This window comes from Winogradskyella jejuensis (assembly GCF_900129745.1).
In the GTDB taxonomy this organism is placed as follows: Bacteria; Bacteroidota; Bacteroidia; order Flavobacteriales; family Flavobacteriaceae; genus Winogradskyella; species Winogradskyella jejuensis.
In genome coordinates this window covers 805,366-830,159 of the sequence record NZ_FQWS01000001.1, presented here as the reverse complement: position 1 = coordinate 830,159, position 24,794 = coordinate 805,366, and the positions used below count along the sequence as shown (strand labels likewise).

The 24,794-nt window shown below is 34.5% G+C and carries 21 protein-coding genes; 17 read left to right on the top strand and 4 right to left on the bottom strand.

Annotated features, from left to right (window positions below):
• Window positions 1-15 precede the first annotated feature (15 nt).
• The 9 genes from BUB95_RS03925 to BUB95_RS03880 all read left to right on the top strand — a co-directional run bounded on the left by BUB95_RS03925 (window position 16) and on the right by BUB95_RS03880 (window position 10,311).
• Window positions 16-1,164 carry an alpha/beta hydrolase gene (locus BUB95_RS03925; RefSeq protein WP_073083397.1) on the top strand — a complete coding sequence of 383 codons (1,149 nt, stop codon included), beginning with the start codon at window positions 16-18 and terminating at the stop codon, window positions 1,162-1,164.
• Window positions 1,165-1,166: 2 nt separating this feature from the next.
• A complete protein-coding gene (gene radA, locus BUB95_RS03920) occupies window positions 1,167-2,537 on the top strand; it encodes a DNA repair protein RadA (protein WP_073083395.1) in 1,371 nt (456 codons plus the stop codon).
• 72 nt (window positions 2,538-2,609) lie between these two features.
• Entirely contained in the window at window positions 2,610-3,023 is a 414-nt protein-coding gene (locus tag BUB95_RS03915; protein WP_073083393.1) for a hypothetical protein, read from the top strand.
• Between the two features lie 596 nt (window positions 3,024-3,619).
• On the top strand, window positions 3,620-4,444 hold the full coding sequence (locus BUB95_RS03905; RefSeq protein ID WP_234969238.1) for a sensor histidine kinase: 825 nt from the start codon (window positions 3,620-3,622) through the stop codon (window positions 4,442-4,444).
• A complete protein-coding gene (locus tag BUB95_RS03900) occupies window positions 4,434-5,114 on the top strand; it encodes a response regulator transcription factor (protein WP_073083383.1) in 681 nt (226 codons plus the stop codon). Before BUB95_RS03905 ends, BUB95_RS03900 begins: the two co-directional genes overlap by 11 nt.
• Window positions 5,115-5,213: 99 nt before the next feature.
• Window positions 5,214-8,618 (top strand): isoleucine--tRNA ligase, encoded by a 3,405-nt coding sequence (ileS, locus tag BUB95_RS03895; RefSeq protein ID WP_073083380.1) that lies wholly within the window; start codon window positions 5,214-5,216, stop codon window positions 8,616-8,618.
• A 3-nt stretch (window positions 8,619-8,621) separates the two neighbouring features.
• On the top strand, window positions 8,622-9,005 hold the full coding sequence (locus BUB95_RS03890) for a TraR/DksA family transcriptional regulator (RefSeq protein ID WP_073083378.1): 384 nt from the start codon (window positions 8,622-8,624) through the stop codon (window positions 9,003-9,005).
• A gap of 9 nt (window positions 9,006-9,014) precedes the next feature.
• Entirely contained in the window at window positions 9,015-9,674 is a 660-nt protein-coding gene (locus BUB95_RS03885) for a hypothetical protein (RefSeq protein WP_143185562.1), read from the top strand.
• A gap of 7 nt (window positions 9,675-9,681) precedes the next feature.
• A complete protein-coding gene (locus BUB95_RS03880) occupies window positions 9,682-10,311 on the top strand; it encodes a lipoprotein signal peptidase (RefSeq protein WP_073083371.1) in 630 nt (209 codons plus the stop codon).
• On the opposite strand, the gene BUB95_RS03875 is transcribed toward BUB95_RS03880, so the two are convergent.
• Genes BUB95_RS03875 through BUB95_RS03860 form a run of 4 tightly spaced genes read right to left on the bottom strand, consistent with a single transcriptional unit; the run spans window position 10,308 to window position 13,182 of the window.
• Window positions 10,308-10,874 carry a 5-formyltetrahydrofolate cyclo-ligase gene (locus BUB95_RS03875; protein WP_073083368.1) on the bottom strand — a complete coding sequence of 189 codons (567 nt, stop codon included), beginning with the start codon at window positions 10,872-10,874 and terminating at the stop codon, window positions 10,308-10,310. The two genes, BUB95_RS03880 and BUB95_RS03875, sit on opposite strands and share 4 nt — an antisense overlap.
• Window positions 10,874-11,842, bottom strand: coding sequence for a succinylglutamate desuccinylase/aspartoacylase family protein (locus BUB95_RS03870; protein WP_073083365.1), 969 nt, complete (start codon window positions 11,840-11,842; stop codon window positions 10,874-10,876). The genes BUB95_RS03875 and BUB95_RS03870 overlap by 1 nt, the downstream gene beginning before the upstream one ends.
• A 42-nt stretch (window positions 11,843-11,884) precedes the next feature.
• Window positions 11,885-12,760 (bottom strand): 30S ribosomal protein S6--L-glutamate ligase, encoded by an 876-nt coding sequence (gene rimK / locus BUB95_RS03865; RefSeq protein ID WP_073083361.1) that lies wholly within the window; start codon window positions 12,758-12,760, stop codon window positions 11,885-11,887.
• A complete protein-coding gene (locus BUB95_RS03860; protein WP_073083358.1) occupies window positions 12,757-13,182 on the bottom strand; it encodes an ATP-dependent zinc protease family protein in 426 nt (141 codons plus the stop codon). Before BUB95_RS03860 ends, rimK begins: the two co-directional genes overlap by 4 nt.
• Window positions 13,183-13,271: 89 nt before the next feature.
• Between BUB95_RS03860 and uvrC the strand changes: the two genes are divergently transcribed.
• From uvrC to pgi, 8 genes are all read left to right on the top strand, one after another.
• Window positions 13,272-15,065 carry an excinuclease ABC subunit UvrC gene (uvrC, locus tag BUB95_RS03855; RefSeq protein ID WP_073083354.1) on the top strand — a complete coding sequence of 598 codons (1,794 nt, stop codon included), beginning with the start codon at window positions 13,272-13,274 and terminating at the stop codon, window positions 15,063-15,065.
• Between the two features lie 70 nt (window positions 15,066-15,135).
• Window positions 15,136-17,310: a patatin-like phospholipase family protein gene (locus BUB95_RS03850; protein ID WP_073083351.1), complete on the top strand. Its 2,175-nt coding sequence runs from the start codon at window positions 15,136-15,138 to the stop codon at window positions 17,308-17,310.
• Between the two features lie 294 nt (window positions 17,311-17,604).
• Window positions 17,605-18,762, top strand: a complete 1,158-nt coding sequence (locus BUB95_RS03845; protein ID WP_073083348.1) for a homogentisate 1,2-dioxygenase — start codon at window positions 17,605-17,607, stop codon at window positions 18,760-18,762.
• 36 nt (window positions 18,763-18,798) lie between these two features.
• Window positions 18,799-19,959, top strand: a complete 1,161-nt coding sequence (gene hppD / locus BUB95_RS03840; RefSeq protein WP_073083345.1) for a 4-hydroxyphenylpyruvate dioxygenase — start codon at window positions 18,799-18,801, stop codon at window positions 19,957-19,959.
• 146 nt (window positions 19,960-20,105) lie between these two features.
• Window positions 20,106-20,900 carry a DUF3108 domain-containing protein gene (locus BUB95_RS03835; protein WP_073083341.1) on the top strand — a complete coding sequence of 265 codons (795 nt, stop codon included), beginning with the start codon at window positions 20,106-20,108 and terminating at the stop codon, window positions 20,898-20,900.
• 5 nt (window positions 20,901-20,905) lie between these two features.
• Window positions 20,906-21,838 (top strand): tryptophan 2,3-dioxygenase family protein, encoded by a 933-nt coding sequence (locus BUB95_RS03830; RefSeq protein WP_073083338.1) that lies wholly within the window; start codon window positions 20,906-20,908, stop codon window positions 21,836-21,838.
• Between the two features lie 14 nt (window positions 21,839-21,852).
• The gene (locus tag BUB95_RS03825) at window positions 21,853-23,145 is read left to right on the top strand and encodes a peptidoglycan DD-metalloendopeptidase family protein (RefSeq protein WP_073085065.1); all 1,293 of its coding nucleotides are present in this window, start codon (window positions 21,853-21,855) and stop codon (window positions 23,143-23,145) included.
• Window positions 23,146-23,147: 2 nt separating this feature from the next.
• Window positions 23,148-24,791, top strand: coding sequence for a glucose-6-phosphate isomerase (pgi, locus tag BUB95_RS03820; protein WP_073083334.1), 1,644 nt, complete (start codon window positions 23,148-23,150; stop codon window positions 24,789-24,791).
• The last annotated feature ends 3 nt before the right edge of the window (window positions 24,792-24,794 follow it).

Sequence of the window (24,794 nt, the reverse complement as noted above, 5' to 3'; positions counted from 1 at the left end):
ATAACCAACTAAAAAATGAATAAGGTCAAGGTAACATTTCTACTGCTATTCACAGGTTTATTGTGTTTTTCTCAAGCGACTTACAAATCTATATCCTCCCAAATTTTAGGAGAGGATAGAGAGTTGAAGATACTGCTTCCTAGAGGATATTCAGACGATGATGATAAAGCATATCCCGTAATTTATGTCTTTGATGGCGATTATTTATTTGAAGCTGTAGCAGGAAATGTAGATTACTATGCCTATTGGGAAGATATTCCTGAATCTATTGTAGTTGGCATTAACCAAGTAGAATCTAGAGAAGATGACCTCGCTTACTCAGAACAAAATTCTCTGCCTATAGAAAGTGGTGCAGAATTTTTCGAATTTGTTGGTAAAGAGCTCATTCCTTTTATCGAAGATAATTACAAAACAGAAACCTTTAGAGTTGCTGTTGGTCATGGAGAAACGGCAAATTTCATTAATTACTATTTAATAAGAAGCAATCCTGTCTTTAATGCTTATGTAGCTATAAGTCCAGACTTGGCTTTGGATATGGAAAACTATCTTAGTGAGCGATTAAAAACAGTTGAGCAGAAAGTGTTTTATTACTTGGCAGTGTCTAATATGGATGTAAAACACATCATGGAATCAGCTAAAATATTAGATAATACCTTAAAAAGTGTAGAAAGTAATAACCTGCTTTATACTTTCAAAGAGTTCGACGGTCCAACACATTATGCCATGCCAGCGCACGCCATACCCAAGGCTTTAGAATCTATATTTTTTGTTTTTCAGCCTATCAGTAAAAAAGAATATAAAGAATCCATACTTAAGCTCGAAGGTTCTCCAGTAGAGTATCTTGAAAAAAAGTATCAAATTATAAAAGACCTTTTTGGAATAGAAAAGCAAATCTTAATTAATGATTTTAAAGCCATAGCTGCTGCCATTAAAAAGAACCAAAAATGGGAATATTATGAAGATTTATCTAAGCTAGCTAAAGCTCATTATCCAGATACGGTATTACCTAGCTATTACAAAGGCTTGTATTTAGAAAACATTGGAGAATCTAAAAAAGCAATGAAGGTATTTCAATCTGGTTATATTTTGGAAGAAATCGGCGGCATTACCAAAGATGATATGCTAGAAAAGGCCGAAGCTATTAAGCGTGATTTTGGGTATTAAATATGGCGAAAACAAAAGTAAAAACAACTTTTTTCTGCCAGAGTTGTGGCAGTCAGTATAGCAAATGGCAAGGCCAATGTACGGCTTGCAAACAATGGAATACTATTGTTGAAGAAGTTATTCAAAAGCCAGAAAAAAGCGATTGGAAATCGCCATCATTAACATCTTCAAAACGTGTATCAAAACCATTAAAAATCAAAGAGATTGATGGTAGCCAAGATGCAAGGCTGAATATGCAAGATGAGGAGTTTAATCGTGTACTTGGTGGCGGAATGGTGCCAGGCTCATTAACATTACTCGGTGGAGAACCTGGGATTGGGAAAAGTACGTTGTTACTTCAAATAGCTTTAAAGTTAAAGTATAAAACACTTTATGTTTCTGGAGAAGAAAGCCAAAAACAAATAAAAATGCGTGCTGAGCGTATTCAACCCAATAGCGAGAATTGCTATATCCTAACCGAAACAAAAACGCAGAATATTTTTAAACAAATTGAAGCTTTAGAGCCAGATATTGTTATTGTAGATTCTATTCAAACCCTTCATAGTGATTATATTGAGTCTTCATCAGGAAGTATCTCTCAAATAAAAGAATGCACAACAGAGCTTATCAAATTTGCTAAAGAAACAGCAACTCCTGTTTTACTTATTGGGCATATTACCAAAGACGGAAATATTGCAGGGCCAAAAATTTTAGAGCATATGGTAGATACGGTACTTCAGTTTGAAGGTGACCGCAATCATGTTTTTAGAATATTGCGTACCAACAAAAACCGTTTTGGTTCAACAAACGAGTTAGGAATCTATGAGATGCAAGGGTCTGGATTACGAGAAGTGAGTAATCCTTCAGAGATTTTAATCTCCGAAAAAGATGGTGAGTTGTCGGGGAATGCTATTGCAGCAACTTTAGAAGGCATGCGTCCACTAATGATAGAAGTTCAAGCATTGGTAAGTACTGCAGTTTATGGTACACCACAACGTTCTGCAACGGGTTTTAACGCAAAGAGACTCAATATGCTATTGGCTGTTTTAGAGAAGCGAGCAGGTTTTAGATTAGGTGCAAAAGATGTGTTTTTAAACATCACAGGAGGCATAACGGTCGATGACCCTGCTATAGATTTAGCCGTAGTAGCCGCTATATTATCCTCTAATGAAGACGAAGCCTTGCAAAGCGACTTTTGTTTTGCTGCAGAAGTGGGTTTGTCTGGAGAAATAAGGCCAGTTCAGCGCGTAGAACAGCGAATCATTGAAGCTGAAAAATTAGGATTTTCTACCATATTTGTATCAAAATATAACAAGATAAGTCTAAAGAACACTAAAATTAAAGTTCAACTAATTTCTAAGATTGAGGATTTAGTTGGATTTTTAGTTTCATAATTAATATTGTTGTTGACTTTTTGTAATAAATTTCTGTATTTTTAAGAATTAATCCCTAAAAACTAAATCCTTATGAGTAAAAATTTAATTTCTATTGAAGACGCTAAAAACTGGACAAAAAATTATCAAGACAACATGAAGTCTGGTGACGCTAAAGCATTTTTAATCAGTTGTGAAACTATTGTTGATATTCTTAAAGAAATGAAAGTACTACAAGAAAGCAAAGGTGTAATTACATTGCATGATGTACAAAGCTCAAGTATACGCGCTTATTTAGCTGTTAATCCTAAACAAGCGGATGCAAATGGGCAGACACTAGTAATGGTAGGAACTATGAAAGATAGTACAGGTGTAGAACGAGATATGGTAGAGGGAGAAATTGATGCTCCTTTCAATAAATCAGATTTAAACGGTAGTGGAGCTTTTGATTTTTCATTGCCTTGTCCAAGGCACTGCGATGAAAATAGCCCTTTAAATCATAAATAATTTTATTTAGTGGATTATTTGCTGTCATACATTTCAGATGCTTTAACTGTAATTGTATTTATATTGTATTTAATAAGTTACAAGAAAAATAGTAGAAGCAAACGCTATATTATATTCTTTACTTTTTTATCTGTTATATTAATTATAAGTTCAATTACTAGCTATTATCATAGCTTAGGAAAAAATAACTTGTTTATATCTCACTTTTACTTTTCATTACGTTTTCTAACATTGTCCTTATTTTACATGGTGTTATTATTTGGGAAGCAAAAAAAGACAGTTAGTGTAACGTTAAAATTAGTAATTCCTTTGCTCACCATATATTACTTAGGCGGTCTATTAGGTTATTATAATATTGTAGCATTTCATCCTTTTGAGGTATTTATTTGTTCTTTTCCCATTAGTGTTTTTGCTGTTATGTATACATATAATGCAATAGAGCAAAAATTACCTTATATGTATGTTAATATTGGGCTGCTAATCTATATAACAATTAGTACCTTGCTATTTATTTTGGCTTATGTCCTTAATTCTGAGGAGTCAACAAAATACATTGCAGGTTACCTTTGGAGCTTAAATGCGATATTCTGGAATATTTGTTTACTTTTATTTGTAGTAGAATGGTGGAAAAATTTCCGGGTGAAGAAGGCAGTGTAATTTTAGTTCTTCTCGTTGCAACTATATTTTTGGCTCTAGTTACTTTAGGGCTTATTCTGTTTTTCTTTTTTTCAAGAAAAAAAGTAATTGAAAAAGAGCGCGAAAAAGCCAATCTAAAAATAGAACATCAACAGAAAATATTGCAAACATCTATTGCAATACAAGAAGAAGAAAGAAAACGAATAGCCCAAGATTTGCACGATGCGATTAGTTCTAAGCTTAATATTGTGAGCCTAACAACTAATGTGCTTTTAGGCGATAAAGAAATAACCAAAAAGCAAAAAGAAACTCTAGAACAAATTTTGGGTATTACATCTACAACACTAGAAAGCTCTAGAAAAATTGCTCACGATTTATTACCGCCCATTCTAGAAAAATTTGGGTTAAAAGCAGCACTAGAGGAACTATTCGAAGAATTCAGTAAAAATACAAACATAGACATTCAGCATGATATTGAAGATTTTTCATTGTCAGAAAGTCATCAATTGCACGTTTTTAGAATAGTGCAGGAGCTTATTAATAATTCTATTCGCCACGGAAAGGCAGACGAATTAGTTATATTTATACAGCAAAAAGACTCTGGATATTCGCTAAGGTATCAAGATAATGGTGTTGGTTTTGATGTAGATGAAGTAAAGCAAAAAGCTGGGATTGGATTACAAAATATTAGTAGTCGAGTAAGAATTTTAAATGGTAGTTTAGAATTTGATAGTCAAATTAACAAAGGAAGTACTTTTTTAATCCGCTGTAAATATGGAAAATGAGATTAAAATAGCTATTGCTGATGACGAGTTGCTTTTTCGTCAAGGCGTTAAGGCTATACTTCAAAATGAAGAAAGTATAGATGTACTTTTCGATGCAGAAAATGGACAAAAACTCATAAAAAAATTAAGAACAGCTAAGGTTAAACCGAGTATCATAGTCACAGATTTAAAAATGCCAGAACTTAACGGTGTTGAAACAACTAAAATTATCAGAGATGAGTTTCCTGAGGTTAAAATAATAGCATTAACAAGTTATTTTAGTAAGCCATTTATACTTAATATGATTTCAATTGGGGCTTCAGCGTATTTGGCAAAAAACAGTTCGCCATCATTAATGGTTTCTACAATTAAAGAGGTCCACGAAAAAGGTTTTTGTTACGATGATACTGTCCAGCAATACATAGCAGAAGATGCAGAGAGTAATAAATCAATTAAATCAGAGCTTGATGCAGATTATTTCACAGATAGAGAACTCCAAGTTTTAGAGTTGATTTGTAGACAGCTAAAAACAAAAGACATAGGAGAAAGGTTAGGTATAAGTGCAAGAACAGTAGAGACACATCGTAGCAATTTACTCTTAAAAACAGAATCTAATAATATTGCAGGTTTAGTAATTTATGCGCTTAAAAATAAGTTAGTTGATTTAGACTCTAGTATTTCTTTAAGCTAAAATAGTTTACATCAGAGTAATTAGGTGTTTTTTGAGTCTTTCAGCTCAGGAAATTACACAAAAATTAGTATTTTCGCATCCTTATTAGAAATGCGAAAAATGAGTCAAAAGTTCCCTGAATATAAAGGACTTAACTTACCAAATGTTGCCGATGAAATTAGTAACTATTGGGAAGCTAACGATATCTTCAATAAATCTGTAACCACTCGCGAAGGAAAACCACCTTACGTTTTTTTTGAAGGTCCACCTTCAGCCAACGGATTGCCAGGTGTTCACCATGTTTTAGCACGTGCTATTAAGGATATTTTTCCGCGTTATAAAACCATGAAAGGTTTTCAGGTAAAACGAAAAGCAGGTTGGGACACGCACGGTTTACCAATTGAACTTGGAGTTGAAAAAGAACTTGGCATTACCAAAGAAGATATTGGCAAAAAAATTACGGTAGAAGAATACAATGCCGCGTGTAAAAAAGCAGTGATGCGTTACACAGATATTTGGAATGATTTGACCCAAAAAATGGGCTATTGGGTTAATATGGATGATCCATATGTGACCTACAAATCCAAATATATGGAATCTGTTTGGTGGTTGCTGAAACAGATTTACGATAAAGATTTATTGTACAAAGGTTATACGATTCAACCCTATTCTCCAAAAGCAGGAACAGGTTTAAGTTCTCATGAGCTCAATCAACCAGGAACGTATCAAGATGTGACTGATACGACGGTTGTGGCGCAATTTAAAGCCAACGCAGATACTCTTCCAGATTTTTTACAAAACGAAGGCGACGTCTACTTTTTGGCATGGACAACAACACCATGGACATTGCCAAGTAATACGGCTTTAACGGTTGGGCCTAAGATTGATTATGTTTTAATTGAAACTTATAATCAGTATACGTTTAAACCAATGAACGTTGTTTTAGCAAAGAGTTTGGTAAACAAACAATTTGCTGGAAAATTCAATTTGGTTGAAGAAAAGTCTGAGCTTTTAGCTTATAATTCAGGTGATAAAAAAATCCCTTACTATGTTGTAAAGGAATTTAAAGGTGCCGATTTAGTCGGAATTACTTACGAGCAGCTTTTAGACTTCAACTTAGAATTCAAAAATAAACAAAACGCATTCAGAGTTATCTCTGGAGATTTTGTAACAACTGAAGACGGAACAGGAATTGTTCACACGGCGCCAACATTTGGTGCGGATGATGCTTTAGTGGCAAAGCAAGCCACGCCAGAAATTCCACCATTTTTAGTAAAAGATGAGAACGATAATTTGGTGCCGCTTGTAGATTTACAAGGTAAATTCAGAAAAGAATTAGGTGAGTTTGGCGGTAAATACGTTAAAAACGAATATTACGACGAGGGCGAAGCACCAGAAAAATCTATTGATGTAGAGCTTGCCATCAAATTAAAAACCGAAAATAAAGCCTTTAAGGTTGAAAAATACAAGCACAGTTATCCAAATTGCTGGCGTACAGATAAGCCAATTTTATACTATCCTTTAGATTCTTGGTTCATAAAAGTGACCGATGTAAAAGGTCGCATGCACGAGCTAAACATGGGCATTAACTGGAAACCAGAATCTACAGGAACAGGTCGTTTTGGTAACTGGTTAGCAAATGCAAATGATTGGAATTTATCACGTTCGCGTTTTTGGGGAATTCCGTTACCAATCTGGCGTACCGAAGACGGAAAAGAGCAAGTTTGTATTGGCTCTGTGGAAGACTTAAAAGCTGAAATTGCCAAGTCTATCAAAGCAGGTTTTATGACCGAAGATATTTTTGTCGATTTTGAAGTTGGTAACATGTCTGAAGCCAATTACGAAAAGATAGATTTACATAAAAACATTGTTGATAAGATTACTTTAGTTTCAGATTCTGGGCAGCCGATGAAACGCGAAAGCGACTTGATAGATGTTTGGTTTGACTCTGGTTCTATGCCTTATGCACAATGGCATTATCCTTTCGAAAATAAAGAATTGATTGACGAGAATAAATCATTTCCAGCAGACTTCATCGCCGAAGGTGTAGACCAAACACGTGGTTGGTTTTATACACTTCATGCTATTGCGACGATGGTTTTTGATTCCGTAGCTTATAAAAATGTAGTGTCTAACGGATTGGTGTTAGACAAAAACGGACAGAAAATGTCTAAACGTCTGGGTAACGCCACTGATCCATTCGAAACACTATCAACTTACGGTGCAGATGCCACACGTTGGTACATGATTAGTAATGCAAATCCTTGGGATAATCTTAAGTTTGATGTCGATGGAATAGAAGAGGTAAAGCGTAAATTCTTCGGAACACTTTATAATACGTATTCATTCTTCAGCTTATATACTAATTTGGATGGTTTCGATTATTCTGAAGCGGATATTCCGCTAAACGAACGACCAGAAATAGACCGTTGGATACTTTCGGAATTAAATACATTAATTCAAAAAGTAGATGCATTTTATGCAGAATACGAGCCAACAAAGGCAGCACGAGCCATTTCAAACTTTACCCAAGAATACTTAAGTAACTGGTACGTGCGTTTAAGTAGAAGACGTTTCTGGAAAGGCGATTACCAAACCGATAAAATTTCGGCATACCAAACGCTTTATACCTGTATGGTAACGTTGGCTAAATTAGGAGCGCCAATTGCACCATTCTTTATGGACCGATTATATTTAGATTTAAATGCAGTCACCAAGAAAGAAAATTTTGAAAGTGTGCATTTAGCAGAGTTTCCTGTAGCGGATGAAAGTGCAATAGACAAGGTTTTAGAACGCAAAATGGAGAATGCCCAGACCATTTCCTCTCTGGTATTATCCTTAAGAGCAAAGGAGAAAATTAAGGTACGTCAACCGTTACAGAAAATTATGATTCCTGTGGCAAGTGCACAGCAAAAAGAAGAAATTGAAGCCGTTTCAGATTTAATAAAGCACGAAGTAAATATCAAGGAAATTGAATTGCTTGAGGACGCTTCGGATATATTAGTAAAACAGATTAAGCCCAATTTTAAAGCTTTAGGACCTCGTTTTGGTAAAGATATGAAGTTGATTGCCAGTGCAGTAAATAGTTTTACTTCAGAAGATATTAACAAAATGGAGCAAAACGGTCGTTTTGAGCTTGACATTAATGGAAAAAATATTACATTGGGACTCGATGATGTTGAGATTACCTCACAAGATATCGAAGGATGGCTTGTAGCTAATGAAGGTGCATTAACAGTGGCATTAGACGTAACTATTAATGAAGAATTACGTAGAGAAGGGATTGCTAGAGAGTTGGTAAATCGTATTCAAAATTTACGTAAAGACTCTGGTTTTGAAGTTACTGACAGAATTGACGTACAAATACAAAACGACGTTAATATTAATGATGCAGTCAATACAAATGAAGCTTACATTAAAACGGAAACCTTAACAGACGATTTAAAAATTGTAGATAACCTAAACAATGGTATAGAAATTGTGTTTGACGACGTAAATACCAAGTTGTTTATTCAAAAACATTAAAATATGGCCTCGGAAACAAAGAACAGATATTCGGATAAGGATTTAGAAGAATTTAGAGTACTTATTCAAGATAAAATTGATAAAGCTGAGCACGATTTAGAATTAATAAAAAGTGCTTATATGAACGACCACAATAATGGTACTGACGATACATCGCCAACGTTCAAGGCTTTTGAAGAAGGAAGCGCTACGATGAGTAAAGAAGCCAATTCGGCCTTAGCTATCCGTCAAGAGAAGTTTATACGTGACTTGAAAAATGCTATTATTAGAATAGAAAACAAAACATATGGCGTTTGTAGAGTTACGGGAAAACTCATAAACAAGGAGCGTTTAAAATTAGTACCTCATGCTACACTTAGTATTGAGGCTAAAAACATGCAGAAATAATAATTCATTTTGAATAAATTTAATACCATAAAGTCTTGGAATACCCATTTCAAGACTTTTTTATTTGCAGGCCTTTTGTGTATTTCAGTTTTTGGTTTTGCGCAGAATAAAGCGGTGCAAAGCTTCTCTGCTAATGGTATTTCTGAAATTATAATGAATGGCGACCAGATTTTTAATATCTATGTGATTACCGAAGTGACGGAAACAATCACATTAAAGTCATTATCTGATGGTGAATATGGTAATGAGTTTCAAGTAGTTTCTGAAGTAAAAGGCAAGCAGTTAATAGTTTCTTTAAAGCGTACGGTTTTACATGAAACACCAGATGACAAAAGAAATGCACACAAGGTAGTAGCAGCGACTTTAGAGATTAAAATGCCAGATAATTTAAACCTATTAATCAAAAGTGATATTGGTTCTGTGAATGCTAGTGGAAATTTTAATGAGTTAAAAATTAATCTCACTCAAGGTGGCTGTAATATCAATGCCTTAGCACGTTTGGCAACGATTAAAACTATAGATGGACATATTTTTGTAAAGACTAAAGATGCCGTTATCTCAACAGATTCACATCATGGTTTAGTAGATTTTCCTAGCGATATGCTTGGGTTTAATCTCTGGAAACTATCTACTGTTGGTGGCAATATTACCGTAAAAAAACAAGAGTAAGATTGTTATGTCACTAAAAAAATCCTTACTCGTCATCATTGTTATTTTATTGATAGACCAAATCAGTAAAATTTATATCAAGACCCATTTTCAGTTAGGTGAAGACGTTGAGGTTTTCTCTTGGTTTAAGATTTTGTTTGTTGAAAACGATGGCATGGCTTGGGGCACTAAATTGAGTGACATTTTTTCTTTTATTAACGATAAATCTGCCAAGCTTATCCTATCTCTATTTAGAATTATAGCAGTTACAGGTATAGGCTTTTGGTTGCTAGATGTTATAAAAAAGCAAAAAACAAGGACGCTTATTTTTGCTATTTCACTGATTTTCGCTGGAGCCTTAGGCAATATTTTAGACTCCGTATTCTATGGTGTGTGTTTTGGTGATAGCTATGGGCAAGTAGCTACATTTTTACCAGAACGTGGCGGTTATGCTGGTGTGTTTTATGGTAATGTGGTAGATATGTTACACTTTCCATTATTTTCTGGCGTATTACCAGATTGGGTGCCTTTTTTTGGAGGTAAATATATCTCTTTTTTCGACCCTGTTTTTAACGTAGCGGATGTAGCTATTAGTACAGGTATTGGTATTTTGATTGTGTTTAATAGAAAAGCGTTTAAAGAAGTCAACAAGGGCTAATTAAAACTATAAATCTTGTTTGGACTTACACAATAATCCAACTTTATATCATTTTCTAATATTTCAAACTCTTTAGTTTCAGCTTCAAAAAAAGAGAGTCCAATTTTAAGAGTTTCAGGTTTACACTCAGAAAGAAATCGGTCATAGAATCCTTTGCCATAACCTATACGATTACCTTTTATATCAAAACCTAAAAGCGGAACAAAAACTACATCTATTTGTTCTGGTTGAATAGGTATGCCGTTAACGGGTTCAGGGATTTTGTATTCGTTCTTCTTAAGTTTGGTATTATCTGTAAGCAAAAAGTGAGACATACTATAATCTTCAAAATTACTTTTAGAGACCACAATGTTTTTGTCTTTTCCGGCAAGGATATTTAAGATATATTCCGTATTAATTTCCTTTTGTTCTTCTATACTCAAAAAGATGTGATAGAAATCTAATTCCCAAATATTAAGTTGTAGTAATTGATTGGCTATGGCTAGACTTTTATCCTCAATTTCATCAAAGCTCAATTTTTGTCGTAGTGTTTTATATTTTTTTCGTAATTGAGCTTTTGTCATTAGTCTTCAAGCTTTGTAGAGATATGAAAAATAGCATCACCTTGATAAATAATAGGCGACTCATTAACATTAAAAACATAGCCACTATTTGGGGCTTTTACAAAATGGTTAAAGCTACCGTAAGGGTCTGTAATATTACCAATGACATCCCCTTTTTCAACTTTGGAATTTACATTAATGGTAGGTCTAAACATACCAGAGTATTTGGCGCGTACCCATTTACTTTCGTCAATTTTTAGAACTTCTTTTTTTGGACGTGAAACTTTAAATTTTCGGTTTAACATTTCTAAATGATGTAAAACGCGTTTCACGCCGTTAACGCCTGTATTGGTAATGGTGTTATCTATATGGAAAGATTTGCCACCTTCAAAAAGTAGCATAGGAATTCCCAATTTATAACATGAATTTCTGAAGGATTTATTCAAATTTTTCGAATAAAAAATAAACGGCGCACCGAAGACTTGAGCTAATTCGTCTAAGACCAATTCGCCTTTTACAATGCGTATATGAGCGGAATTAAAACGGTCTGCTCCACCAGTATGAAAATCTAAAATCAAATCGGCATGAGGTACGATTTCCGTCATTAATTTATGAGCAACTCTACTCGCTAAAGAGCCATTTTTACTACCAGGAAAGACACGATTTAAATCTCTGCCGTCTGGAAACAAACGATCCATATGTACAAATCCAAAAGCATTAATTACGGGGACACAAATTATGGTTCCCTTTTTAGGTTTGTTTATACCTTTAGAAATGACCTGTCTTACGATTTCAACGCCATTAACTTCATCTCCATGAATACCAGCTGTAATTAGTACCGTGGGCCCAGGTTTTTTAGAACGTTCAATAATTACAGGAACGTCAATAGTATTTTGTGTATGAAGTTTTGCAACATTAAAACTCACTTTTGCACTTTCACCTAATGCTACTTTTTTACCTAAAATATCTAAAACCTCTTTTTCACTCATATTCATTTTCCGTTAAAACGGAAATCTTTTAATAGTTGTCTTTTATTTTCTGTTACGCTCAATAAATGTAATGATAGCACGCGCAATATTTTTTTGTGTAGCACCTTCAATACCTTCAAGCCCGGGTGTTGAATTGACTTCCATGATTAAAGGCCCACGAGCTGATTGTAACATGTCAACTCCGCACACAGGTAGCTTTAAGGCACGAGCCGCTTTTATAGCTAGTTTTAGCTCGTCTTCGGTAAGTCTTATTAAATTGGCACTCCCACCACGATGTAAGTTTGAGCGAAATTCACCTTCGCCGCCTTGGCGCTTCATAGCCCCAACAACTTGTCCATCTACGATTAGTGCTCTAAGGTCTGCACCTTTTGCTTCTTTAATATATTCTTGTACTAAAGCCCTGGCTTGCAATCCATTAAATGCCTCTAGTACAGATTTAGCAGCATTTTTAGACTCTGCTAATACAACACCAAGGCCTTGTGTGCCTTCTAGGAGTTTTATTATTACTGGTGGGCCACCTACATGTTCTAAAACCTCTTCGACATCTCTAGAATAGTTGGTAAATACGGTTTTTGGCATACCAATACCTGCTTTAGACAGACGCTGAAAACTTCGTAATTTATCTCTAGAGCGTAAAATAGCATCTGAAGAAACTGTTGTAAAGACATTCATCATTTCAAACTGTCTAACAACAGCACAACCAAAAAACGTAACCGAAGCACCAATTCTAGGTATAATAGCATCTACATAGTCCAAATAACGGTCTTTGTAATATATAGTTGGTTTTTCTTGTTCAATAATAATGTCGCATTTTAGAGGGTCTATTATTTCTACTTCATGTCCTCTATTTTCTCCTTCTTCTATTAATCGTTTTGTAGAGTAAAGATTAGGATTACGCGATAAGATAACTATATTCATTGCTGTGAAGCATTAAAGGATTGATTTTCTAAATCGACATCAACAAGAAATTTTTTCTTTAAAAATTGACGTCCTATTAAAACAGGAAACTTCATGTCGTCCCTAGTGCTTAAAGTTAAGTTGATTTTATAAGTTTTTCCAAAGAAAATAACATCTGTTTTTATTTTGTATCTATTTTCTTTAATGCCATTACTGCTTTTTACATCCGTATAGGTGTATTGGTTAAAGATAATTTCCTTGGTTTTAAAATTTGGATGACCCTTATGTTCAAAAACACAATGTAGTTTTCCTTCAATTTCGTTTATACGAGAACAATGTATAGCAGATGTATACGCACCAGTATCAATTTTTACATCAATATCTGATAAATCTAGACTAGGAAAGTCTATTTTATCAACGCGTCCAAGCAGTTGTTTTACCATTTAGTAAGTTTCAAAATTTGTGCGGCGAAAGTAGTAATAAAACCCTTTGAAAAAACATCAAATTCAAACGATTTATTACCTTTGAGTGTATGTCCGAAACAGCACTCGATATCCAAATAAAAACCTTGCCCCATCAACCTGGCGTATATCAGTATTACGATGCCGAAGACAACTTAATCTATGTTGGTAAAGCAAAGGATATTAAAAAACGGGTAAGCTCTTATTTCACTAAAAATCACGACTACGGAAAAACACGAGTTTTAGTAAAAAAAATCAGTACGATTAAACATATTGTTGTAGAGACAGAAAGTGATGCGCTGCTTCTAGAAAACAATCTTATAAAAAAGTATCAGCCAAAATATAACGTGATGCTTAAAGACGACAAATCTTATCCTTGGATTTGTGTAAAAAACGAACGTTTTCCTAGGGTCTTTCCAACACGAAGAGTTATAAAAGACGGTTCTGAGTATTTTGGGCCTTACACCAGTATGAAAACGGTAAAAACCTTACTCGATTTAATTAAAGGGTTGTATCAATTACGTACATGTAATTACCATTTGGCTGAAGAGAAGGTCGAAGCAGGTAAATATAAAGTCTGTTTAGAATACCATTTAGGAAATTGTAAAGGTGCATGCGAAGGCTTAGAAACAGAAGAAGAATATCATGCAAATATTGCTGCTATTCGTGAAATTTTAAAAGGAAATTTTAAAGACTCCTTGCAGCAGTTCAGAAAGCAAATGAAAACATTTGCCGATAATATGCAGTTTGAAGATGCTCAAAAAGTAAAAGAAAAACTAGATATATTAGAAAACTACCAATCTAAATCTACAGTTGTAAATCCTAAAATTAGCAATGTTGATGTGTTTTCTATTGTTAGTGACGAGAGCTATGCTTATGTAAACTTTTTACAATTGTCTTATGGCTCCATAATTCGGTCACATACTCTAGAAATAAAGAAGAAACTACAAGAAGAAGATAAAGATTTGTTAGAACTCGCAGTAACAGAAATTCGTCAACGTTTTCATTCTAAATCAAAAGAGATTTATGTCCCTTTTAAAATAGATTTGGGAGATAACGTTAAGGTTACTGTTCCCAAGCTTGGTGACAAGAAAAGTATTTTAGACTTGTCAGAGCGAAACGCAAAATACTTCCGATTAGATAAGTTAAAACAGGTTAAGATTACAGATCCTGACCGCCATGCTAATCGTATTATGGCACAAATGAAGGCAGATTTAAGATTATCTCAAGAGCCAAGACATATCGAGTGTTTCGATAATTCTAACATACAAGGCACAAATCCTGTAGCGGCTTGTGTGGTATTTAAAAATGGAAAGCCAAGTAAGAAAGACTATCGCCATTTTAATATAAAAACCGTAGAAGGTCCTGATGATTTTGCCTCAATGGAAGAGGTGGTATTTAGACGCTACAAACGACTACTTGAAGAGGATCAGCCATTACCACAACTTATTATTATAGATGGAGGAAAAGGGCAATTATCTTCGGCTTTGAAGAGTCTAGATATCTTAGGATTAAGAGGAAAAATCGCTATCATCGGTATTGCAAAGCGTTTAGAAGAATTATTTTATCCAGATGACCCAATTCCTTTATATTTAGATAAAAAAAGCGAAACCCTGAAAATTATTCAGCAACTTAGAAACGAAGCACACCGCTTTGGAATTGAGCATCATAGAAATAAACGTAGTAAAGGAGCGCTTAAAACCGAATTAGAAAATATACCAGGCGTAGGGGAACAAACAATTATAGATTTAATGAAGCGTTTTAAAACCGTAAAACGGATTGCAAATGCCAAGTTAGATGAACTCGAAGCCATAGTTGGTGTATCAAGAGCAAATAAAGTATATAACTATTATCATAAAGAATAATTTGAAATCCAAATTTACATACCTGCCTGTAATTTTTACCCTTTTGTTTTGTTTGTCAATTTCTGTTAGTATGGCTCAAGATACAGAACGTCCTAAGGTTGGATTAGTGCTTAGTGGCGGTGGAGCAAAAGGCTTTGCGCATATTGGAACATTAAAAGTAATAGATAGTCTTGGTATTAAAGTAGATTATATAGCAGGAACAAGTATGGGCGCTATAATTGGGTCTTTATATTCCTCAGGTTATTCAGGAAAACAGTTAGACTCTATTTTCAAAACTATTGATTTTGATGTATTGATTAATGATAAATTTTCAAGAAATTCTAAATCTTTAATCGAGCGAAACAATTCTGAACGCTATGCTTTAAACTTACCTTTTGATGGCTTTAAAGTAAAGCTTCCATCTGGCTTGTCTCGAGGTCAAAATGTGTATAATCTGCTATATAAGTTATTGTTGCCAGTTAAAAACATAGATGATTTTTCAAAGCTGCCAGTTCCATTTTTCTGCATGTCAACAAATATAGAAACCGGAATGCCTGTAATTATGGATAAGGGTAACCTTGCTGAAGCTGTTACAGCAAGTGGGGCTTTTCCATCTTTATTTCAACCGGTTCCAATAGACGATAAAATATATATAGATGGTGGTGTAACTAACAATTACCCAATAGAAGAGCTTAGGGCTAAGGGTATTGATATTATTATTGGAGTAGACGTTCAAGATGATTTAAAAGATAGAAAAGAATTAGAGTCTGCACCAGAAATATTATTACAGATAAATAATTTTAGAACTATTAACGATATGAAGGTAAAGCGAAAGCTTACCGATATCTACATAAAGCCAGATATTACTAATTTCTCTGTAATCTCATTTAGTGAAGGTAAAGATATAGTTAAGACAGGCGAGGTTGCTGCTCGTAAAGAACTACAAGAACTAATAGATTTAAAAAAAACGCAAATAGACTTTTGGAAAAAAGACAATTTAAAAATTGCAGATAGTATAAAAATTAGAGGCGTACTCCTATCTGGAAATAAGCGTTACACACGCTCTTACATTCTTGGGAAGTTGAAATTAAGAGGTGATGATAATATTACTTTCGACCAATTGAATAAAGGTGTAAATAATCTAGTTGCTACAAATAATTTTGATGCTATACGCTATAATTTTGTATCTACAGAAACAGAAGGTGTTTATGATTTAGAAGCTAAGATTAGAGAATCTAAGTCCAATACTTTTTTAAAATTAGGTTTGCACTACGATGGTCTTTACAAAAGTGCTGCACTAGTTAATATTACGCGAAAACGAATGTTGTTTGATAATGATTTTGCCTCACTAGATGTTATCCTCGGGGATAACATACGGTACGATTTTGATTATTTTATTGACAAGGGCTTTTACATAAGTATAGGCTTAAAGTCTAGATACAATCAGTTCGATAGGTTAGTCAATGCCAATTTACTACTTCAGCCAGATGACCCACTTTTGGTTAATCTTAATAAAGTTGATGTTGAGTTGCAAGACCAAACAAATCAGTTGTATTTTCAGACATTGCTAGCCAAAGAATTTGAGCTCAATGCTGGATTTGAGCATAAACGCTTAAAGATTACCACAGAAAATTTAAACAACAACAATACTGCAGAGGATTTCGTATTTGAAAACACGGATTATTTTAGCCTTTTCGGAAATTTTAAAGTAGATACTTACGACAATAAATATTTTCCAAATAATGGATTTTGGTTTAATGGGCTATTGCACTGGTACATTGCTGCAAATGGGTTTAATAACGATTTTGAGCCTTTTTCTATTGCTAAAGCCGATATAGGATATGCTTTTAGTCCATTTGGAGATTTATCTGTTCATTTAAACACTTCCGGAGGTTTTCAGTTAGGAGACCGCTCTACAAGCTTTTTAGATTTTGCATTTGGGGGTTACGGACAGAATTTTATAAATAATTTTGGCTCATTTTATGGCTACGATTACGTCTCGGTAGTAGGAAATAGTTTTGTAAAGGCTGATATTACTTTAGATTATGAGATGTTTAAAAAACATCATATCATGCTTTCAGCAAATTTTGCCAATATAGATGATAATATTTTTGATGATGGCGAATGGTTTACTGCACCAGACTATTCAGGTTATGCACTTGGATACTCTATAGAAACTTTTTTAGGACCAGTAGAGGTTAAGTACACCATATCTCCAGAGCTAAAAGAAAGCTATTGGTTCTTTAATGTTGGGTTCTGGTTTTGATAAAGTTGAAATAATTCAAAATCTTATAATTTTTCCGATATTTGTGTAGTTATGAAATTATTCTGGACAGATTTAAAACTTTACCTTCATTTCCTCATTAAAAGGAATCCAGAATGATATTTATATTATACTGAACCGTTGCACTGAGCAAAGTCGAAGTGTTGTTTCAGTATCTCATCAAAAATCTATAGTTACAATTATCACTTTCTTTTTTTTGTAACTTTAAACAATGTCAATTTTTGAACGTTTAACGATTCAACATTTAAACGACTTAACAGCTAAACAAATAAAGAAATGCCATTTTATCATAAGCTAGGAGAAATTCCTCCTAAACGACATACACAATTCAAAAAACCTGATGGGAGTTTTTACTATGAGCAACTTTTTGGCACCATTGGTTTCGATGGAATGTCAACCAATAGCTATCACGAACAGCGACCAACACAGGTGAAAGCTATTAATGCGCAATACAGTGTAGCACCAAAAATTGCTAAAGCAAATAACATGAAGTCGTATCGTTTTCATGGGTTTAAGGTAAAACCAGAGGATGATTATTTAGAAAGTCGAAAAATAGTATTATCTAATAGCGATTGTAATATTATTCTATCTGCACCAAAGGTATCTACCAAAGATTATTTCTATAAAAACACGGATGCAGATGAGCTCATTTTTATTCATAAGGGAACAGGTAAACTAAGAACACATTTGGGTAATCTCGATTTTAAATATGGGGATTATTTGTTAGTACCAAGAGGAATCATTTACAAACTAGATTTTGATACTGAAGATAATCGACTATTCATTGTAGAGTCTTATCGTCCTATCTATACACCAAAACGTTACCGTAATTGGTTTGGACAATTATTAGAGCATTCACCATTTTGCGAGCGCGATATTAGAAGACCTCATGAATTAGAAACTTATAACGAATCGGGAGATTTTTTAATCAAAGTAAAAAAGCAAGACGAAATTTTTGATATGGTTTATGCTTCACATCCTTTCGATGTCGTGGGCTATGATGGGTATAATTATCCGTATGCTTTTTCTATTCATGATTTCGAACCCATAACAGGTCGCGTACATCAACCGCCACCAGTACATCAAACCTTTGAAACCGATGCTTTTGTGGTCTGTAGTTTTGTGCCAAGATTATACGACTACCATCCACTTGCAGTGCCAGCTCCTTACAATCATAGTAACATAGATAGTGATGAGGTTTTGTATTACGTTGATGGAGATTTTATGAGCCGTAATGATATTGACGCTGGTCATATTTCGCTGCATCCTGCTGGGATTCCTCATGGCCCACATCCGGGAGCTATGGAGCGCAGTATAGGCAAAGTAAAAACAGATGAATTGGCAGTAATGGTAGATACTTTTAAGCCTTTAAAAGTTACTGAAGAAGCGCTAAAAATTGCAGATGAAGATTACTACAAATCTTGGTTAGAATAAAAATAAAAGATAACTCATTTAAAATAACTACTTATCATGAGTAAAGAAATAAAATCAGTCAATTACGGACTAGAAAAAATATTTGAAGGCGCGCAAGATTTCTTACCGCTTTTAGGTACGGATTACGTAGAGTTTTATGTAGGCAATGCCAAACAAGCAGCTCATTTTTATAAGACGGCTTTCGGGTTTCAGTCTCACGCCTATCGAGGGCTAGAAACAGGGGCAAAAGACTCGGTGAGTTATGTGTTAACTCAAGACAAAATTAAATTAATGCTTACGACGCCGCTAAATAGTAAATCACCGATTAACGACCATATTGTAAAACATGGCGATGGTGTGAAAATTGTAGCATTGTGGGTAGATGATGCAAAGCAAGCGTATAAAGAAACCACCTCAAGAGGTGCAAAATCGTATATGGAGCCTAAGGTGCAAAAAGATGAACACGGCGAAGTGGTTAGAGCAGGAATTTACACCTACGGAGAAACAGTACATATGTTTGTAGAGCGTAAAAACTACAAAGGCGCATTTTTACCAGGATTTGTTAAATGGGAGTCAGATTACAATCCGCCATCAGCAGGTTTAAAATACATTGACCATATGGTTGGAAATGTAGGTTGGAATCAGATGGATGTTTGGGTAAAATGGTACGAAGACGTTATGGGATTTGAGAATTTTTTATCCTTTGACGATAAGCAAATCCATACCGAGTATTCCGCTTTGATGAGTAAAGTAATGTCCAATGGAAACGGACGCATCAAATTTCCAATAAATGAACCAGCTGAAGGCAAAAAACGCTCTCAAATTGAAGAATATTTAGATTTTTATGAAGGCGCAGGCGTACAGCATATTGCCGTAGCTACAGATGATATCATCAAGACGGTAACTCAACTTCGAAAAAATGGGGTCGAATTTCTATCTACACCACCAGAAGAATATTACAAAGCTGTACCGGGTCGTTTAGAAGAATTTAGCCATGAGCTTAGAGAAGATATCGAAAAGTTGAAAGCCTTAGGTATTATGATAGATGCCGATGAAGAAGGTTATTTGCTGCAAATTTTCACAAAACCAGTAGAAGATAGGCCAACCTTATTTTTCGAAATTATTCAGAGAATGGGGGCAAAAGGTTTCGGTGCAGGAAACTTTAAAGCGCTTTTTGAATCTATCGAAAGAGAGCAAGCAAAAAGAGGAACTTTATAATAAGCACTGTTTTATTTGCGTTAAAAACACTATCAATAATTGATGGTGTTTTTTACTTTTAATACTTTTGGAATAGTAATTGTAAATGTTGAAGTATAACTAATTAAGTGTAGATATAAAAGTTACATTTGCATTACAGATATATTATGAAAAAGCCTTTACTATTTTTTTTAATATTTGCTAGTTTCAAAATTGCTTTAGCGCAGCAAGAATCAGCTTTTCAAGATGGAGAGTGGTTCAAGTTTCGTATGAGCTACAGTGGCTGGCTTAAGGCTGGTGAAGCTACCCTAAATGTCAAGCAAAAGAAGTTTGATGGAAAAGAGGTCTATCATGTTGTTGGCAAAGGAGCTACTACTGGAGCTATAAAATGGTTTTTTAAAGTAAAAGACCGTTACGAGAGTTATTTTGATGCCAAAACAGGTTTGCCATACAAGTTTATTAGAAAGATAGACGAAGGAGGACATACCAAGGATATTGAAATTGCTTTTGACCACAACAAGAAAAAAGCAACAGTTAACAATAAAAAGTACAAAACAGTAAAAGAGATAGACATCAATACCAATGTACAAGACATGGTTTCTGCATTCTATTATCTAAGAAACAATTACGATACAGATAAAATTAAGGTTGGAGATGTTGTAAAATTAAGTATGTTTTTTGATGAAGAAAACTATCCGTTTAGGCTCAAATTTTTAGGTCGAGAAACCATTAAAGTAAGGGTTAACGGCAACCGAATAAAAGTAAAAACATTAAAATTTAGACCATACGTAATGGCTGGTCGTGTATTTAAGGAAGAAGAGAGTTTAACGCTTTGGGTAAGCGCCGATAAAAATAAAATCCCTTTAAAAATTCAAGCCGATTTAGCTGTAGGTTCGCTCCGCGCAGATTTAGATCAATACAAAGGACTCAAGCACTCCTTTGTCGTTCAATTTGATGATTAAGTTATATGTCAGACCAACCAGATTATTCACATATTATAAAATCCCTTCAAGAGAAATACGACAGTATTGATCAAGATACAGACGACCATCTTTTAGGTTTATTATATAGTAAGCCTATTACCTATTGGGATTACATAAAGACAGATGCTTTATTGTCGCTTCAAACCCAAAGAACGACACTTCCAGATGAAATGGTCTTTATTGCCTACCATCAAATTAATGAGTTGATTTTTAAAATGATACTTTGGGAAATATCACAGGTAGCCGAAAAAGAAAAGCTAGATGTTGTGTTTTTCGAAAGTAAAATCATGCGTATTTCAAGATATTTCGATATGCTAACCACATCTTTTAATATCATGAGAGAAGGTATGGAAGTAGAGCAATACATGAAATTTAGATATACCTTGACGCCAGCAAGTGGATTTCAAAGTGCACAATATAGACTTATAGAGTTTGCATCTACAGAGCTAATAAATCTTATAGACTATCGCTTTAGAAAAGATATTGATAGAAAAACACCTTACACTCATGCCTTTGAGCATTTGTATTGGCAAGCGGCTGGTAAAGACCACAAGACAGGAAAAAAATCTACTCTTTTAAAAAACTTTGAAGCACGCTACAAAGACGAGTTCTTAAGATTTATGGAAAGATATAATACAAAGAATCTCTGGACGCGCTATAAAGAATTACCAAAAGAAAATCAAGCGGATAAAGATTTAGTCAAAGCTATGCGGCACTACGATTACACGGTAAATGTAACTTGGGTAATGGCACACTATAATGCGGCAAAGCATTACATCGATAGTGGTATTGGTGATGGCGAAGCGACTGGAGGTAGCGATTGGAAGAAATATATGCATCCAAAATATCAAAAGCGTATTTTTTTTCCAGATTTATGGACTAAAGAAGAATTAGACAATTGGGGAACAAACTTATAAATAGAGAACGATTAATGCATTTGAAACAATTAGTATGGTTAACGGTAATTTCTGTAACCTTTTTAAATTGTAAAGAAGATAAAAAAGAAGAGCTAGTAGAAGATTTGGCCGTTGTCGAAGAAGTTGAAGAACGATACGAGTTTGGCTTTAACCTAGACAACTTTATAGTTAAAAGAGATACCATACGAAGAGGCGAGAGCTTCGGAGAAATCTTAGAAAGAAACAATATCGGATACCCTAAAATTTTTCAAATTGCCGAAAAGGTAAAAGACACTTTTGATATCAGGACACTAAGGTTTGGTAAGCCTTACACGCTGCTTTGCTCAAAAGACAGCTTAGAAACGCCAAAAAGCTTTATTTACCAGCCCAATAAAGAAGAGTACGTTGTTATAGATTTTCAAGATTCTATACAGACCTACATGGGCAGAAAACCAATAAAATATGTCGAAAAGGAAGCGTCTGGTGTAATAACACCAGGAAGTGGTATTTCCGTAGTGTTAGATAAAAAAGGACTTAGTCAGCGTTTAGCCAATAAAATGGCAAACGAAATCTACGCGTGGACGATAGATTTTAACCGCTTACAACCAGGAGATCGGTTTAAAGTTATATATACAGACAAATATATAGACGATAGCACCTATGCAGGTGTTCATGATGTAAAAGCTGCTTATTTTGAACATAATAAAAAACCCTTTTACGCCTTTGAGTTCGAGACGGATAGCGTAAAAGGCATCATAGATTATTTTAACGAAGATGCAAAAAACCTAAGACGTGCCTTTTTAAAATCACCACTACGATTTGGACGCGTATCATCGCGTTATAATTTAAGAAGACGAATTGCCCATTACGGGTATCGTGTAAAAGCGCATCGCGGGACAGATTTTGCTGCACCAAACGGAACACCAATTTTAGCCACAGCGAGCGGTACAGTTACTAAATCGTCTTACACTAGAGGAAATGGTAAATATGTGAAAATTAGACATAATTCCACTTACGAAACACAGTATTTACATATGTCTCGCCGAAAAGCTAAAGTGGGCGAATTTGTAAAGCAGGGTGACGTTATTGGCTATGTTGGTAATACAGGAAGTTCCGCTGGGAACCATGTTTGCTATCGTTTTTGGAAAAACGGAAAACAAGTCGATCCTTTTAAAGAAAAACTACCTGAGGCCAAACCAATTTCAGACAGTTTAAAGGTTAAGTTTTTAGACTATATCGCACCAATAAAGCAACAACTAGATAACATTATTTTGGTTGAAGATTCACTTCAGCCAGAAACAGAGGAAACCCTCTCAGAGATTCAATAAATATGGCATTAAAATCAACTAATCTAATGACTACAAAGACGTGGTCTAAACTCTTGTCTCATTTTTCAGAAATAAAAGATATTCATCTTAAGGAGTTGTTTAAATCAAATCCAAAACGAGCCGAAGAATTAACTATTATTTGGGATGACTTTTATGCTGATTTTTCAAAAAATAGGATGACATCAAAAACATTGTCTCTGTTGGTAGAATTAGCAAATGAAGTGAATCTTAAAGATGCTATTTCAAAATATTTTGAAGGCGATATTATTAATCAAACCGAAGGTAGAGCAGTGCTTCACACCGCATTAAGAGCGCCAAAGTCTGCTGAGGTTTTTGTAAATGGCGAAAATGTAATTCCTGGTGTCTATGACGTTAAGAACAAGATAAAAGACTTTACCAATGCAGTAACTAGTGGCAGCCACAAAGGATTTACAGGAAAACCAATTACAGATGTAGTAAACATTGGAATTGGGGGTTCAGATTTAGGTCCAGCGATGGTTGTAGATTCACTTCAGTTTTATAAAAATCATCTCCACACGCATTTTGTAAGTAATGTAGACGGCGATCATTATCAGGAAATTGTAAAGCATCTTAACCCAGAGACGACACTTTTTGTAATTGTATCAAAGACCTTTACTACGCAAGAAACATTGTCTAATGCTAATTCTATTAGAGATTGGTTTTTACAAAGCATGCCTAGCGAAGCGGTAGCCAATCACTTTGTTGCTGTATCTACCAATGTGAGCGTGGTAAAAGATTTTGGAATTGATGAAGCTAATATTTTCCCAATGAAAGATTGGGTAGGTGGTCGTTTTTCGCTTTGGAGTGCTGTAGGTTTATCAATTAGTTTAGCGTTAGGCTATGATAATTTCGAAAGTCTCTTGTCTGGTGCTCATAAAATGGATGAACATTTTAGAACGGCAGATTTTAATAAGAATATTCCTGTAATTGCTGCTCTTTTAACGATTTGGTACAATAACTTTTTTAATGCTGAAAGCGAAGCTATAATTCCGTACACACAATACCTCAACCAATTTGCAACCTATTTGCAACAGGGTATTATGGAAAGTAACGGTAAGAGTGTTGATAGAGATGGAAACCACGTTAATTACCAAACGGGCACATTAATTTGGGGTGAGCCAGGAACAAATTCTCAACATGCGTTCTTTCAATTAATTCACCAAGGAACAAAGCTAATCCCTACGGACTTCATAGGTTTTGTAAAATCGCTACACGGTAATAAAGACCATCATGACAAATTGATGTCTAATTATTTTGCCCAAACCGAAGCTTTGATGAATGGTAAAACTAAAGATGAAGTTTTAGAAGAGTTATCGTCAGCTAATTTATCTTCAGAAGAAAAAGATATGCTCTTGCCTTTCAAAATATTTGAAGGTAACAAGCCGACAACTTCAATTTTAATTCAAAAATTAACACCAGAAAGTTTAGGTAAACTCATTGCCATGTATGAACACAAAATATTTGTACAAGGTGTGGTTTGGAACATATTTAGCTACGATCAATTTGGTGTTGAACTTGGGAAAAAGCTGGCGAAGACCATTTTAGAAGAGTTAAAATTAAATAAAACTGCTAGCTCACACGATTCCTCGACTGAGAGATTAATAAATTTTTATAAAGAAGATTAAATA

Bases quoted from the DNA above. Each gene is read 5' to 3' on its own strand.
- BUB95_RS03925 (WP_073083397.1), top strand. From the start codon at position 16: ATGAATAAGGTCAAGGTAACATTTCTACTGCTATTCACAGGTTTATTG.
- radA (WP_073083395.1), top strand. From the start codon at position 1,167: ATGGCGAAAACAAAAGTAAAAACAACTTTTTTCTGCCAGAGTTGTGGC.
- BUB95_RS03915 (WP_073083393.1), top strand. From the start codon at position 2,610: ATGAGTAAAAATTTAATTTCTATTGAAGACGCTAAAAACTGGACAAAA.
- BUB95_RS03900 (WP_073083383.1), top strand. From the start codon at position 4,434: ATGGAAAATGAGATTAAAATAGCTATTGCTGATGACGAGTTGCTTTTT.
- ileS (WP_073083380.1), top strand. From the start codon at position 5,214: ATGAGTCAAAAGTTCCCTGAATATAAAGGACTTAACTTACCAAATGTT.
- BUB95_RS03890 (WP_073083378.1), top strand. From the start codon at position 8,622: ATGGCCTCGGAAACAAAGAACAGATATTCGGATAAGGATTTAGAAGAA.
- BUB95_RS03880 (WP_073083371.1), top strand. From the start codon at position 9,682: ATGTCACTAAAAAAATCCTTACTCGTCATCATTGTTATTTTATTGATA.
- BUB95_RS03875 (WP_073083368.1), bottom strand. From the start codon at position 10,874: ATGACAAAAGCTCAATTACGAAAAAAATATAAAACACTACGACAAAAA.
- BUB95_RS03870 (WP_073083365.1), bottom strand. From the start codon at position 11,842: ATGAGTGAAAAAGAGGTTTTAGATATTTTAGGTAAAAAAGTAGCATTA.
- rimK (WP_073083361.1), bottom strand. From the start codon at position 12,760: ATGAATATAGTTATCTTATCGCGTAATCCTAATCTTTACTCTACAAAA.
- BUB95_RS03860 (WP_073083358.1), bottom strand. From the start codon at position 13,182: ATGGTAAAACAACTGCTTGGACGCGTTGATAAAATAGACTTTCCTAGT.
- uvrC (WP_073083354.1), top strand. From the start codon at position 13,272: ATGTCCGAAACAGCACTCGATATCCAAATAAAAACCTTGCCCCATCAA.
- BUB95_RS03850 (WP_073083351.1), top strand. From the start codon at position 15,136: ATGGCTCAAGATACAGAACGTCCTAAGGTTGGATTAGTGCTTAGTGGC.
- BUB95_RS03845 (WP_073083348.1), top strand. From the start codon at position 17,605: ATGCCATTTTATCATAAGCTAGGAGAAATTCCTCCTAAACGACATACA.
- hppD (WP_073083345.1), top strand. From the start codon at position 18,799: ATGAGTAAAGAAATAAAATCAGTCAATTACGGACTAGAAAAAATATTT.
- BUB95_RS03835 (WP_073083341.1), top strand. From the start codon at position 20,106: ATGAAAAAGCCTTTACTATTTTTTTTAATATTTGCTAGTTTCAAAATT.
- BUB95_RS03830 (WP_073083338.1), top strand. From the start codon at position 20,906: ATGTCAGACCAACCAGATTATTCACATATTATAAAATCCCTTCAAGAG.
- BUB95_RS03825 (WP_073085065.1), top strand. From the start codon at position 21,853: ATGCATTTGAAACAATTAGTATGGTTAACGGTAATTTCTGTAACCTTT.
- pgi (WP_073083334.1), top strand. From the start codon at position 23,148: ATGGCATTAAAATCAACTAATCTAATGACTACAAAGACGTGGTCTAAA.